Annotated in this window: 9 protein-coding genes; 6 read left to right on the forward strand and 3 right to left on the reverse strand. The window is 73.8% G+C overall.

All coding sequences use genetic code 11. The features are described from left to right. Positions 1 to 16: 16 nt before the first annotated feature. The 3 genes from ACZ6ZN_RS08255 to ACZ6ZN_RS08265 form a co-directional block, all read right to left on the reverse strand. A complete protein-coding gene (locus ACZ6ZN_RS08255; protein WP_451878233.1) occupies positions 17 to 1,480 on the reverse strand; it encodes a glutamate synthase subunit beta in 1,464 nt (487 codons plus the stop codon). After that, positions 1,473 to 6,080, reverse strand: a complete 4,608-nt coding sequence (gltB, locus tag ACZ6ZN_RS08260) for a glutamate synthase large subunit (protein ID WP_469644294.1) — start codon at positions 6,078 to 6,080, stop codon at positions 1,473 to 1,475. The genes ACZ6ZN_RS08255 and gltB overlap by 8 nt, the downstream gene beginning before the upstream one ends. Before the next feature lie 412 nt (positions 6,081 to 6,492). Then, a complete protein-coding gene (locus tag ACZ6ZN_RS08265; protein ID WP_469644297.1) occupies positions 6,493 to 7,224 on the reverse strand; it encodes a VIT1/CCC1 transporter family protein in 732 nt (243 codons plus the stop codon). Positions 7,225 to 7,436: 212 nt separating this feature from the next. On the opposite strand from ACZ6ZN_RS08265, the gene ACZ6ZN_RS08270 reads away from it, so the two are divergent. The 6 genes from ACZ6ZN_RS08270 to ACZ6ZN_RS08295 are packed head-to-tail and all read left to right on the forward strand — an operon-like array spanning position 7,437 to position 14,360. Then, a complete protein-coding gene (locus ACZ6ZN_RS08270) occupies positions 7,437 to 8,519 on the forward strand; it encodes an ADP-ribosylglycohydrolase family protein (protein WP_469644299.1) in 1,083 nt (360 codons plus the stop codon). Beyond that, positions 8,516 to 9,802, forward strand: a complete 1,287-nt coding sequence (locus ACZ6ZN_RS08275) for an ADP-ribosylglycohydrolase family protein (protein ID WP_469644301.1) — start codon at positions 8,516 to 8,518, stop codon at positions 9,800 to 9,802. Before ACZ6ZN_RS08270 ends, ACZ6ZN_RS08275 begins: the two co-directional genes overlap by 4 nt. Before the next feature lie 7 nt (positions 9,803 to 9,809). Then, entirely contained in the window at positions 9,810 to 10,979 is a 1,170-nt protein-coding gene (locus tag ACZ6ZN_RS08280; RefSeq protein WP_469644303.1) for an ADP-ribosylglycohydrolase family protein, read from the forward strand. Then, complete coding sequence (locus ACZ6ZN_RS08285; protein WP_469644304.1) at positions 10,967 to 12,328, forward strand: ADP-ribosylglycohydrolase family protein; 1,362 nt, start codon at positions 10,967 to 10,969, stop codon at positions 12,326 to 12,328. Before ACZ6ZN_RS08280 ends, ACZ6ZN_RS08285 begins: the two co-directional genes overlap by 13 nt. Continuing rightward, positions 12,325 to 13,524, forward strand: coding sequence for a CaiB/BaiF CoA transferase family protein (locus tag ACZ6ZN_RS08290; protein WP_398111991.1), 1,200 nt, complete (start codon positions 12,325 to 12,327; stop codon positions 13,522 to 13,524). The genes ACZ6ZN_RS08285 and ACZ6ZN_RS08290 overlap by 4 nt, the downstream gene beginning before the upstream one ends. Further along, positions 13,521 to 14,360: an HpcH/HpaI aldolase/citrate lyase family protein gene (locus ACZ6ZN_RS08295; protein ID WP_469644307.1), complete on the forward strand. Its 840-nt coding sequence runs from the start codon at positions 13,521 to 13,523 to the stop codon at positions 14,358 to 14,360. The genes ACZ6ZN_RS08290 and ACZ6ZN_RS08295 overlap by 4 nt, the downstream gene beginning before the upstream one ends. Positions 14,361 to 14,489 lie beyond the last annotated feature (129 nt).

Raw genomic sequence — 14,489 nt, forward strand, 5'->3', positions numbered from 1 at the left:
CGTTCAGGGGGTGCGCTCAGACCATCAGCGCACGGTCCGTGGGACGGATCGGGGCCGGCAGGTCGCTGGCGCCGGTGAGGTGGCGGTCCACCCCGCGCGCCGCCGAACGGCCCTCGGCGATCGCCCAGACGATGAGCGACTGGCCGCGGCCGGCGTCCCCGGCGACGAACACGCCCGGCACGTTGGTGCGGTAGTCGCCGTCGCGGGCGATGTTGCCGCGCTCGTCGAGCTCCAGGCCGAACTGCTCGACCAGGCCGTTCTCCCGGTCGGTGCCGGTGAAGCCCATGGCGAGGGTCACCAGCTGGGCCGGGATCTTGCGCTCGGAGCCCGGCTTCGGGGTCAGCTTGCCGTCGATGAACTCCACCTCGGTGAGGTGCAGCCACTGCACGTTGCCGTCCTCGTCGCCCTCGAAGTGGGTCGTCGAGACGGAGTAGACCCGCTCGCCGCCCTCCTCGTGCGCCGAGGTGACCTTGTACAGCATCGGGAAGGTCGGCCAGGGCTGGTTGAGCGGGTGCCGCTCCTCCCCCGGGCGGGGCATGATCTCCAGCTGCGTGACGGAGGCCGCGCCCTGGCGGTGGGCGGTGCCCACGCAGTCCGCGCCGGTGTCGCCGCCGCCGATGACGACGACGTGCTTGCCCTCGGCCGAGATCGGAGTGGTGACGTAGTCGCCCTCCTGCACCTTGTTGGCCAGCGGCAGGTACTCCATGGCCTGGTAAATGCCCTTGAGTTCGCGGCCGGGCACCGGCAGGTCGCGGGCCGTGGTCGCGCCGACGGCCAGGACGACCGCGTCGTAGCGCTTCTTCAGGTCCGTGGCCTTCAGGTCGCGGCCGATCTCGACGCCCGTGCGGAAGCGGGTGCCCTCCGCGCGCATCTGCTCGATACGGCGGTTGATGTGCCGCTTCTCCATCTTGAACTCGGGGATGCCGTACCGCAGGAGGCCCCCGACGCGGTCCGCGCGCTCGTAGACGGCGACGGTGTGGCCGGCGCGGGTCAGCTGCTGGGCGGCGGCCAGACCCGCCGGGCCCGAGCCGACGACCGCGACGGTCTTGCCGGACAGGCGCTCGGGGATCTGCGGGGCGACGTCCCCGGTCTCCCACGCCTTGTCGATGATCGAGACCTCGACGTTCTTGATGGTGACGGGCGCCTGGTTGATGCCCAGCACGCACGCCGACTCGCACGGGGCCGGGCACAGACGGCCGGTGAACTCCGGGAAGTTGTTGGTCGCGTGCAGGCGCTCGGAGGCGGCGGCCCAGTCCTCGCGGTAGGCGTAGTCGTTCCACTCGGGGATGAGGTTCCCGAGCGGGCAGCCGTTGTGGCAGAACGGGATGCCGCAGTCCATGCACCGGCTGGCCTGCTTGCTGATGATCGGCAGCAGGGAGCCGGGGACGTAGACCTCGTTCCAGTCCCGGACGCGCTCCTCGACGGGGCGGGACGTGGCGAGCTCGCGCCCGTGGTTCAAAAAGCCCTTCGGGTCAGCCATTGATCGCCGCCTCCATCATCTTCTCGTGGGTCTCGGTCTCGGAGAGACCGGCTCGCTCGGCGGCGTCCTTGGCGGCGAGCACTGCCTGGTACGTGCTGGGGATGATCTTGCTGAAGCGCTCCACCGCGGTGTCCCACTCGGCCAGGAGCTTCTCGGCGACGGTGGAGCCCGTCTCCTCCCGGTGGCGGCGGACCACGTCGTGCAGCCACTGCTTGTCGGCGTCGTCCAGCGCCCGGACGGCGTCCAGGTTGCCGGCGTTGACGTTGTCCCGGTCGAGGTCGATGACGTAGGCGACGCCGCCGGACATGCCGGCCGCGAAGTTGCGGCCCGTTTCGCCGAGCACCACCGCGTGCCCGCCGGTCATGTACTCGCAGCCGTGGTCGCCCACGCCCTCGGAGACGACCGTCGCGCCGGAGTTGCGCACGCAGAACCGTTCGCCGGTCTTGCCGCGCAGGAACATCTCGCCGCCGGTGGCGCCGTAGCCGATGGTGTTGCCGGCGATGACGCTGTACTCGGCGAGGTGGTCGGCCGCGCGGTCCGGGCGGACGACGATCCGGCCGCCGGACAGCCCCTTGCCGACGTAGTCGTTGGCGTCGCCCTCCAGGCGCAGCGTGACGCCGCGCGGCACGAACGCGCCGAAGGACTGGCCCGCGGAGCCGGTGAAGGTGATGTCGATGGTGTCGTCGGGCAGGCCCGCGCCGCCGAACTTCTTCGTCACCTCGTGGCCGAGCATGGTGCCGACCGTGCGGTTGATGTTGCGGATCGCGACCTGGGCGCGCACCGGCTGGGCCTCGCCCGCGCCGGGTGCGGCGAGCGCGTCGGCGGCGAGCCTGATCAGCTCGTTGTCGAGCGCCTTCTCCAGTCCGTGGTCCTGGGGGACGACCCGGTGGCGGGCGGCGCCCTCGGGCAGCTCGGGCACGTGGAACAGCGGCTCCAGGTTCAGGCCCTGCGCCTTCCAGTGGTCGACCGCGCGGGTGACGTCGAGGGCCTCGGCGTGGCCGACGGCCTCCTCGATGGAGCGGAAGCCCAGCTCGGCCAGGATCTCGCGGACCTCTTCGGCGATGTACCGGAAGAAGTTCACGACGTGCTCGGCCTTGCCCGTGTAGCGCTCGCGCAGCACCGGGTTCTGGGTGGCGATGCCGACCGGGCAGGTGTCCAGGTGGCACACGCGCATCATGACGCAGCCGGAGACGACGAGCGGCGCGGTCGCGAAACCGAACTCCTCGGCGCCGAGCAGCGCGGCGATGACCACGTCGCGGCCGGTCTTGAGCTGGCCGTCGGTCTGCACGACGATCCGGTCGCGCAGGCCGTTGAGCAGCAGGGTCTGCTGGGTCTCGGCGAGGCCGAGCTCCCAGGGGCCGCCGGCGTGCTTGAGCGAGGTGAGCGGCGAGGCGCCGGTGCCGCCGTCGTGGCCGGAGATGAGCACCACGTCCGCGTGCGCCTTGGACACACCGGCCGCGACCGTGCCGACGCCGACCTCGGAGACCAGCTTGACGTGAATGCGCGCCTGGGGGTTGGCGTTCTTCAGGTCGTGGATCAGCTGGGCGAGGTCCTCGATGGAGTAGATGTCGTGGTGCGGCGGCGGGGAGATCAGGCCCACGCCGGGCGTGGAGTGCCGCGTCTTGGCGACCCACGGGTAGACCTTGTGGCCGGGCAGCTGGCCGCCCTCGCCGGGCTTGGCGCCCTGGGCCATCTTGATCTGGATGTCGTCGGAGTTGACCAGGTACTCGGAGGTCACACCGAAGCGGCCGGAGGCGACCTGCTTGATGGACGACCGGCGCGCCGGGTCGTACAGGCGCTCGGGGTCCTCGCCGCCCTCACCGGTGTTGGACTTGCCGCCCAGCTGGTTCATGGCGATGGCGAGCGTCTCGTGCGCCTCCTGCGAGATGGAGCCGTACGACATGGCGCCGGTGGAGAAGCGCTTGACGATCTCGGAGACCGGCTCGACCTCGTCGACGGAGATCGGCGCGCGGCCGGACTTGAAGCCGAACAGGCCGCGCAGCGTCATCAGCCGCTCGGACTGCTCGTTCACGCGCTCGGTGTACTTCTTGAAGATGTCGTAGCGGCCGGCGCGCGTGGAGTGCTGGAGGCGGAAGACGGTCTCCGGGTCGAACAGGTGCGGCTCGCCCTCGCGGCGCCACTGGTACTCGCCGCCGATCTCCAGCGCGCGGTGCGCCGGGGCGATGCCGGAGGCCGGGTAGGCCTTGGCGTGGCGGGCGGCGACCTCCTTGGCGACGACGTCGATGCCGACTCCGCCGATCTTGGTGGCGGTGCCGTTGAAGTACGTGGCGACGAACGCCTCGTCCAGGCCGACGGCCTCGAACACCTGGGCGCCGCGGTAGGAGGCGACGGTGGAGATGCCCATCTTGGACATGACCTTCAGCACGCCCTTGCCCAGGGCGCGGATGAGGTTGCGGATGGCCTGCTCGGCCTCGATGCCGGGCAGGAAGGTGCCGGCGCGGACCAGGTCCTCGACGGACTCCATCGCCAGGTACGGGTTGACCGCGGCGGCGCCGTAGCCGATGAGCAGCGCGACGTGGTGCACCTCGCGGACGTCCCCGGCCTCGACCAGCAGGCCCACCTGGGTGCGCTGCTTGGTGCGGATGAGGTGGTGGTGGACGGCGGCGGTGAGCAGCAGCGACGGGATGGGCGCGTGCTCGGCGTCGGAGTGGCGGTCCGACAGGACGATCAGGCGGGCGCCGTTCTCGATGGCGGCGTCGGCCTCGGCGCAGATCTCCTCGATGCGCGCGGCGAGCGCGTCGCCGCCGCCGTGCACCCGGTACAGGCCGGAGAGGGTCGCGGCCTTGAAGCCGGGCATGTCGCCGTCGGCGTTGATGTGGATGAGCTTGGCGAGCTCGTCGTTGTCGATCACCGGGAAGGGCAGCAGGACGCTGCGGCAGGAGGCCGCGTTCGGCTCCAGCAGGTTGCCCTGCGGGCCGAGGGAGCTGCGCAGGGAGGTGACCAGTTCCTCGCGGATGGCGTCCAGCGGCGGGTTGGTGACCTGCGCGAACAGCTGGGTGAAGTAGTCGAACAGCAGGCGCGGCCGGTCCGACAGGGCGGCGATCGGCGAGTCGGTGCCCATCGAGCCGATCGGCTCGGCGCCGGCCTTGGCCATCGGCGCGAGGATGACGCGCAGCTCCTCCTCGGTGTAGCCGAAGGTCTGCTGGCGGCGGGTGACCGAGGCGTGGGTGTGCACGATGTGCTCGCGCTCGGGCAGGTCCGACAGCTCGATCTCGCCGGCCTCCACCCACTCCTGGTAGGGGTTCTCGGCGGCGAGCTGGGCCTTGATCTCGTCGTCCTCGATGATGCGGTGCTCGGCGGTGTCCACCAGGAACATGCGGCCGGGCTGGAGGCGGCCCTTGCGGACGACCTTGGCCGGGTCGATGTCCAGGACGCCGACCTCGGAGCCGAGGACGACCAGGCCGTCGTCGGTGACCCAGTAGCGGCCGGGGCGCAGGCCGTTGCGGTCGAGGACCGCGCCGACCTGGGTGCCGTCGGTGAAGGTGACGCAGGCCGGGCCGTCCCAGGGCTCCATCATCGTGGAGTGGTACTGGTAGAAGGCGCGCCGGGCCGGGTCCATGGAGTCGTGGTTCTCCCACGCCTCCGGGATCATCATCAGCACCGAGTGCGGCAGGGACCGGCCGCCCAGGTGCAGCAGCTCCAGCACCTCGTCGAAGGAGGCGGAGTCGGAGGCGTCGGGCGTGCAGACCGGGAAGATCCGGTCGATGGCCTTGTCGTCGGACCCGAACAGGTCCGACACCAGCTGCGACTCGCGGGCCACCATCCAGTTGCGGTTGCCCTTGACGGTGTTGATCTCACCGTTGTGCGCGACGAAGCGGTACGGGTGGGCCAGCGGCCACGACGGGAAGGTGTTGGTCGAGAACCGGGAGTGCACGAGCGCGATCGCGGAGGCGAAGCGCCGGTCGGACAGGTCCGGGAAGAAGGGCTCCAGCTGGCCGGTGGTCAGCATGCCCTTGTAGACGACGGTCCGCGCGGACAGCGACGGGAAGTAGACGCCGGCCTCGCGCTCGGCGCGCTTGCGCAGCACGAACGCCTTGCGGTCCAGGGCGATGCCCGTGGCGGGCGCGGCGGAGCCGTCGGCGACGAACAGCTGGCGGAAGACCGGCATGGTGGACCGGGCGGTGGCGCCCAGCAGCTGGGGCGCGACCGGCACCTCGCGCCAGCCGAGGACGGTGAGGCCCTCGTCGGCGGCGAGCGTCTCGATGTGCGAGACGGCGTCCGCGGTGGAGTCCTCCGGCAGGAAGGCGATGCCGACGGCGTAGGAGCCCGCCGCGGGCAGTTCGAATCCGGCCACGTCACGGAAGAAGGCGTCCGGGACCTGCGAGAGGATGCCGGCGCCGTCGCCGGAGTCGGGCTCGGAGCCGGTGGCGCCTCGGTGCTCGAGGTTGCGCAGGACGGTCAGAGCCTGTTCCACCAGGGTGTGGGACGCCTCGCCGGTGAGGGTGGCGACGAAGCCGACGCCGCAGGCGTCGTGCTCGTTGCGGGGGTCGTACATACCCTGCGCAGCAGGGCGAGCATCCATGAAGGACCAGTTCCGGCCGTTCGTGGAGTGCTGGGACGGCTGGCGCGGCGTACGCATCGGCTCTCCCGTCGTCGTCAGGTGGCTGGGGGCCCCTCCCAGGCTCGTGGGCTCTGGGGGAGCAGGTGCCGAGGGACGACGTTGGCCCTCGCGTGATCGCAAAATTTCGTGCAGGTTACATGATGGATCGGTTCTCGGGAAGCGGGATAATCCGTTCCATCATGCGGACACCACGGCCGTGCGGACGGGTCACCGAACCGGTGGTGGTGGAGGTCGTGGGAGACCGGAGGGAACGATCGGTCGGATCAGTCGGCCTCGGCCCGGGGGGCGGAGCGGGCGCCGTCGCCCACCCCGTCGAGTGCGCGACGGGCGTCATTGCCCGCGGCGCTTACGGCTCATGCCCGGTCGCCACACCGCCGAAACCAGCGAGTAACGAAAATCTATGCAGACCACTGCATAAGTCCGGGCCGCGCTATCCTACGGCCGTTCCGAACAGAGTGCCCAGGGCGTACGTCACACCGGCCGCCGCACCGCCCAGCAGCAACTGCCGCAGGCCGCTGTACCACCAGGTCCGCGTGGTCACCCTGGCCACGACCGCGCCGCACAGGAAGAGCCCGAGCAGCGCGAGCAGCACGGCCGGCAACAGCGTGCTCGCGCCCAGCAGGTACGGCAGCACCGGGACGAGGGCGCCCAGCGCGAAGGAGCCGAAGCTCGACACCGCGGCCACGGTGGGCGAGGGCAGGTCGCCGGGGTCGATGCCCAGCTCCTCCCGGGCGTGGATCTCCAGCGCCTGCTCGGGGTCCTTCGACAGCTGCCGGGCGACCTCCCTGGCCAGCCCCGGCTCGACACCCCGGGCCTGGTAGAGGGCGGCCAGCTCGGCCTCCTCGTCCTTCGGGTGCTTCCTCAGCTCGCGCCGCTCCACGTCCAGCTCGGCCTCGACCAGTTCACGCTGGGAGGCCACGGAGGTGTACTCGCCCGCGGCCATGGAGAAGGCACCGGCCGCCAGGCCCGCGAGTCCGCTGAGGACGACGGTGTGCTGACCGGCCGCCCCGCCGGCGACACCGGTCATCAGGGCCAGGTTGGAGACGAGGCCGTCCATGGCGCCGAACACCGCGGGACGCAGCCAGCCGCCGTTGACGTCCCGATGCGTGTGGTTGTCCCGGTGCGCCTCGTGCAGCGCCGCCTCGGTCTCGATGATCGCCATGAAAGATCCGCTCCCCTTGTCTGGACTGGTTCCAGATTTGTACAACCCCCAAAGTACGCCCGGAATTCCGTCCCCGCCAGCAAGGAAAGGCTGGGCTAACCTGCGGTTTTGCCCTTCATCGAACCCTGGGCCCATTCTCCTGCCCGGCATCGACCGGGTGATGCTGGGGCCGCCGATGCTCGCGTCGCGCGCCCCGGTGGGACACATGCCCCATGGCATCGACCGCCGGCACACCCTCCGCCCCGGACGCCCAGGACGCCACCGGGTTGCGCGCCCGGGCCCGGGGCGCCCTGCTGGGCCTGGCCGTCGGTGACGCGCTCGGGGCTCCCGCGGAGAACATGAAGCCCTCCGAGATCCGGGCGCGCTGGGGCCGCATCACCGGGTACGTGGCCGAGCACCCGGCGGGCACGGACGACACCGAGTACGCGATCTTCTCCGGCCTCCTGCTGGCCCGGCACGGCTCCGCGCTCACCCCGGCGCATGTGGAGTCGGCGTGGCACGAACTGATCGCCGACCGCGACGAGGGCCCCTTCCGGGGCGCCGGCTTCAGCGAACGCGGCACGCTGGAGAACCTGCGCCGGGGCCTGGCCGCACCCATCTCCGCCCAGCACCGGCACGCCTGGAGCGACGGCCTGGCCATGCGGGCGGCCCCCTTCGGCGTCTTCGCCGCGGGCCGCCCGGCGGAGGCGGCCCGGCTGGTCGCGATCGACGGCTCGGTGAGCCACGACGGCGAGGGCATCTACGGGGGCCGGGCGGTGGCGGCGGGCGTCGCGGCGGCCATGGCGGGCGCCCAGGTGATCGCGGTGGTGGCCGCGGCCCTCGCGGTCGTCCCCGACGACTCGTGGACCGCGCGCTGCCTGCGCCGGGCCGTCACGGCCGCCCACCGCGGCGAACGCGCCGTGCGCTCCGCGGTCGTCATCGGCGGCTACCCCTGGACCGATCTCGCCCCCGAGGCGGTCGCGCTCGCCTTCGGCGCGTACGCGGCGGCCGACGGCGACTTCCAGCAGTCCGTCCTGACCGCGGTCAACATGGGCCGCGACGCGGACACGACGGCGGCGGTGGCGGGCGCCCTGGCCGGGGCCACCCAGGGCGTGCCGGCGATCCCCGCCGAGTGGGCGGCGCCCATCGGCCCCGTGCGCGGCCGATGCCTCCCGGCGATGGCCGGCTACCACGTCCTGGACGTGGCGGATCTTCTGACGTCACCGTCCGCGTCCCCGGAACCCTCCCCGCCGGTTCCCCAGCCGGTTCCGGCGGACGCCATCCCGGCGGGGACCGAAACGGAGGACTCCGTATGACTGCGGACCAGCTGACACAGCGCGGTGGTGCCCGGCAGGCAGCCGCCACGCCGCACGACGCACCGCCCGCCGACGGCCCGCTCCCCCCACGCGAGACCAGGACCCTTCGAGTGACCGTCACGGGCGGTGCCCGGGTGGGAGACGACCGGGCCGACGGCGGAGCCGGGGCCGGGAGCCGGACCGAAGGGCTCCTGCTGGGTCTCGCCGCCGGCGACGCCGCGGGCTGGCCCGCCGCCCGGCACCGGGCCGCCCGCATGCCCGACTGGACCCGCCGCCTCACCCGCGAACTGGACACCTTCGCCGAGCAGAACGCCACGACCACCCTGCCCGTCCCCATCGCCCTGAACCAGCCCCCCGAGCCCCTGCGCCTCGGCCCGTCCGACGACGCCGAGTGGGCGGCCTTCGCCGCCGAGGCCCTCCTGAGCGCCGGCGAGGACACCGTCCTGGACGACCTCGGCCGGGACCGCCGTATCCGCGCCGCGATCGACCTCACCTGGAACGCCGTCGCCGGGGAGGTCGCCGCCGCGGCGGACCGCGCCCCGGAGATCGAGTCCGCCGTCCTGCCCCTGCGGGCCCGCATCTCCGTCCGCGCCGGCCTCGGCAACCTCGCCACCGGCCTGCGCCCGCCCGCCACCGGCCACGACAACCCCCACTATTTCGACGACGCCGCCTGCGTCCGCGCCTGCGTGCTGGCCGCGGCCCACCCCGGCGACCCCGCGAGCGCCGCCGCCCTGGCCGAGTTCGACGCCCGCTACACCCAGGACGGCGACGGCGTGCACGGCGCCCGCGCGATGGCGGCGGCCCTCTCCCTCGCCCTGGCCGGCGCGGACGTCGGCGCCTGTGTCGCGGCCGCCCTGGACGAACTGCCCGCGTCCACGGAGATCGGCCGCAACGCCCGGCACGCCCTGCACCTGGCCGCCGCGGCGGACAGCACCTTCGCCCTGGTCCCGTCCCTGGAGCACCAGATCGTCGACCACGTCTACAGCTACGGCATCGCCGCCGCCGAGACCGTGCCGGTGGCCCTCGCCCTGGCCACCGCCGCCCGGGGCCGCATCGCCGAGGCCGTCCCGGCCGCGGCGTGCCTGTCCCGCGTCGCGGACTCGGCACCGGCCCTGGCCGGAGCCCTCACCGGGGCCCTGGGCGGCGGCGCGTCCGTCCCGGCGCCCTGGCGGGAGACCTGCCGCACCCTCTCCGGCTGCGTCCTGCCCCGCCTCACCGGAACCGACCTCGTGGAACTCGCCGGGCTGCTGGAAGCCGCGCAACCGGCCCGGCCGGGAGGATGATGCGCCCATGCAGCCCGAATCACACCAAAACGCCTCACTGGACGAGCGGATCACCGGCGCCCTCGTCGGCGCGGCCGTCGGCGACGCACTCGGCGGCCCCGTCGAGGGCTACAGCCCCGAGCAGATCCTGGAACGCCACGGCGGCCGCGTCCACGGCGTCGTCGGCCCCTGGCACGGCGACGACTGGCGGACCGCCCGCCCCCTGGCGCCGTACCACAAGGGCGACGGCCACGTCACCGACGACACCTTGATGACGCACGCCCTGATCCGCGTCTACGCCCGGGTCCGCGACCACCTCGACGCCTACGCGATCGCCGACCACCTGGTCCCCGACCTGATGACCGAATCCCGCTGGATCCCGGAGCTGGAGACCGAGGCGCTCCCCCTCCAGCGTCTCTTCCTCGCCGAGAAGTGGCTGGTCACCCGCATCCACTACGGCCACGCCGACCCGCGCGAGGCCGGCACCGGCAACATCGTCAACTGCGGCGCGGCCATGTACGCCGCGCCCGTGGGCCTGGTCAACGCGGCCGACCCGCGGGCGGCGTACGCCGAGGCCCTGGACATCGCCGGCGCGCACCAGTCGTCGTACGGCCGTGAGGCGGCGGGCGTGCTGGCCGCGGCGGTGGCGGCGGCCTGTGCGCCCGGGGCGAGTGCGGACTCGGTCGTCTCCGCGTGCCTGGCCCTGGCGAAGGACGGCACCCGCGCGGCGATCGAGCGGGTCTGCGAGGAGGCCGCGCGCCACACCGACTTCGAGTCGGCCCTCGCCCCGCTGCGTGAGGCGGTCGCCCCGTACGACACCGTGGGCCCCGACTACCGGGCTCCCTCCCTCGGCGCCCGCCGCCCGTCCCGGCTGCACGCCATCGAGGAACTCCCGGTGGCCCTGGGCATGGTGACCGTGGCGCGCGGCGACTACCGCCACGCGGTCCTGGGCGCCGTCAACTACGGGCGCGACTGCGACTCGATCGCCACCATGGCGGGCGCCCTGGCAGGCGCCCTCGGGTCGCCGGTGCCCGAGGAGTGGGCGAAGACGGTGGCGGAGGCCAGCCGCCTGGACCTGTGGGAACCCGCGGCGACGCTGACGGCCGTGACCCGCGAGATCTTCGCCAAGGACGTGGCCCGCCGCCGCGCCCACGAGCGGGCCTTCGCCGTGCTCGGAGGCCGGGAATGCTCCGACTGACCTGGGTCCAGCCGGAGGACCTGATCGGCCACGAGCTGCGGCAGGCGGCCCAGGACGGACGCGAGCCGTCGCGGATCGCGGCCCGCTGGCGGGCGGCGGGCGGCCCCGAGGCCCCCCTGACGGCCGGGGCCTCCCCCACCCCGGCCTCCCGCTACCTGCGGGGCCTGGCGGAGGACCTCCTGGACGAACTGGCCGACCTGCCCAGCGCGTCGGCGGACGACGAGCCGACCGGCCTGGAGGCGATCAGGGCCGCCTGCCCCGACTGGCCCGCCCCGGTGGGCCGGCCCACCACCACGCCCGATCGCCTGGAGGCCGCCTGGCTCGGCCGGGCCGCCGGCTGCCTGCTGGGCAAACCGGTGGAGAAGCTGCCCCTGGACGCCGTCCGCCGGCTCGCCCGCTCCACCGGCAACTGGCCCCTCGCCGGCTACTTCACCGCCCGCGGCGTCCCGGCGGACCTGCTGCGGGAGCACCCCTGGAACCGCCGCTCGGCCGCCACCTCCCTCGCCGAGAACATCGACGGCATGCCCGAGGACGACGACCTCAACTACGCGCTGCTGAACCTGATCCTCCTCCGGCGCCACGGCACGGCCTTCACCACCGCCGACGTGGCCCGCACCTGGCTCGACGAACTCCCCGCGGGCCGCACCTTCACCGCCGAGCGCGTCGCCTACCGCAATCTGCTCTGCGGCCTGGAACCCCCGCACACCGCCCGTCACCGCAACCCGTTCCGGGAGTGGATCGGCGCCCTGATCCGGGCCGACGTCCACGGCTGGACCCACCCCGGCGACCCGGCCGGCGCCGCCGAACAGGCGTACCGGGACGCCACGTTGACCCACACCCGGAACGGCGTCTACGCGGCGATGTTCACCGCCGCCGCGATCGCGACGGCCGCGAGCGGCGACCACGACGTGCACGCCTGCCTGCGCGCCGGCCTCACCGTCGTCCCCCCGCGCTCCCGCCTCGCCGCGGCCGTCCGGCACGCCGTGCGACTGGCGGGCGAGCACGAGGACTTCGACACGGTCGTCGACGAACTCCACGCCGTCCACGCCGCCGGCCACCACTGGGTGCACGCCGTCCCCAACACCGCCCTGATCGCCGCCGCCCTCACCCACGCCGACGGCGACTTCTGCGGCTCGATCAGCCGCGCGGTCGGCGGCGGCTGGGACACCGACTCCAACGGCGCCACGGCCGGCAGCATCGCGGGACTGCTGGCCGGGCACCCCGCGGCGCTGCCGGACCACTGGACGGCCCCCCTGAAGAACCGTCTGGCCACGTCGGTGGGCGACTTCGACGGCATCGGCTTCGACACGCTCGCCCACCTCACGCACCGGGAGATGCACCGCCCATGACCGTGCCCCAGCCCACTCCCCTGTCCGGTCTGCGCGTCCTCGACCTCGCCACCCTCTTCGCCGGCCCGATGGCCGCCACCCTGCTCGGCGACTTCGGCGCGGACGTCGTCAAGGTGGAGCACCCCTCGAAGCCGGACCCCTCACGCGGCCACGGCCCGTCCAAGGACGGCGTGGGGCTGTGGTGGAAGACGCTCGGCCGCAACAAGCGCACCATCACCCTGGACCTGTCCAGGCCCGGAGGGCGCGCGACGCTGCTGCGCCTGGCCGCCACCGCCGACGTGATCGTCGAGAACTTCCGCCCCGGCACCCTGGAGAAGTGGGACCTGGGCTGGCCGGAGCTGTCGGCCGCCAATCCGCGGCTGGTCCTGGCCCGCGTCACCGGGTTCGGCCAGTTCGGCCCCTACGCGCACCGGCCCGGCTTCGGGACCCTCGCCGAGGCCATGAGCGGCTTCGCCGCGATCACCGGCGAACCGGACGCGCCCCCGACCCTGCCCCCGTTCGGCCTGGCCGACGCCATCGCGGGGCTGACGACGGCGTACGCCGTGATGACGGCCCTCGCGGCGCGCGAGCGGACCGGCGAGGGCCAGGTCGTGGACATGGCCCTGATCGAGCCGATCCTGGCCGCCCTCGGCCCGCAGCCCCTCTGGTTCGACCAGCTCGGCCACGTCCAGCCGCGCACCGGCAACCGCTCCCCCAACAACGCGCCGCGCGGTGTGTACCGCACGGCGGACGGCTCCTGGGTCGCGGTCTCCACCTCGGCGCAGTCGGTCGCCGAGCGCGTGATGCACCTGGTCGGCCGCCCGGAGCTGATCGACGAGCCCTGGTTCGCGACCGGCGCCGAGCGGGCCCGGCACGCCGACGTCCTGGACGGGGCGGTCGGCTCCTGGATCGCCGGGCGCACCCGCACCGACGTGCTGGCCGCCTTCGAGAAGGCCGAGGCGGCGGCGGCCCCGATCTACGACGTCCGGGACGTGATGGCGGACCCGCAGTACCAGGCCCTGGACACCGTCACCACCGTCGACGACCCGGAGCTGGGTCCGCTCCGCATGCAGAACGTCCTCTTCCGCCTGTCCGCCACGCCCGGCGCGATCCGCTGGGCGGGCCGGCCGCACGGCGCCGACACGGACGAGGTCCTCACCGAACTGGGCCTGACCCCGGCCGAGCTCACCGCACTGCGCACCGAGGGCGCCCTGTGACGGGGCACCCCCTCACGTGGCTCTACGCGCCGGGCGACCGGCCGCACGTGGTGGCGAAGGCCCTCACCCACGGCGCCGACGCGGTGGTGATCGACCTGGAGGACGCGGTCGCCCCCGACCGCAAGGCGTACGCCCGGGCCGCCACCGCCGAGTTCCTCGCCGAGGCGCCGCCCGTCCCGGTCCACGTCCGCGTCAATGCCCCGGGCAGCACCTGGGGCGAGGAGGACGTCGCCGCCCTCGGGCGGGCGCCCGGCCTGTCCGGGCTGCGCCTGCCCAAGGTGACCTCGCCCGCGCAGATCGTCCGGGTCGCGAGCCGGGTCACCGCCGGTCTGCACGCCCTGGTGGAGTCGGCCCTCGCCGTGGAACGGGCGTACGCCATCGCCACCGCCCACCCGGGACTGCGCGGCATCTCCCTCGGGGAGGCGGACCTGCGGGCCGACCTCGGTGTGCGCGACGACCGGGGCCTGGACTGGTCGCGCTCTCGGGTGGTCGTGGCCGCCCGCGCCGCGGGGCTGCCCCCACCGGCCCAGTCCGTCCACCCCGACATCCGCGACCTGCCGGGCCTGGCCGCCTCCTGCGCCCACGGCCGCGCGCTGGGCTTCCTCGGCCGGGCCGCGATCCATCCCCGCCAGCTCCCGGTGATCGAGCGCGCCTACCTGCCCACCGAGGAGGAGATCGAACGGGCCGAGTCGGTCCTCAAGGCGGCGGCGGCCGACCCGGGCGCCCAGGCCCTGCCCGACGGCCGCTTCATCGACGCGGCGACGGTGGCGGCGGCCCGGCGCACCCTCTCCCTGACCCACCGCCCCGGCACCCACCCGGGAACGCGCCACGGGTGAGCCCCCGGCGAGACCCGCCGGCCTCGCCACCTGCGAGACCTCGCAGCACCCCGCCCCCGACCTGCGGTCAGCCGACCTGAGCGACCGCAGGCCTCACCGCGAGGGAGAATTCCGCCGGGCCCCCGCCCA

It is taken from the genome of Streptomyces sp. NPDC053665 (assembly GCF_055585285.1).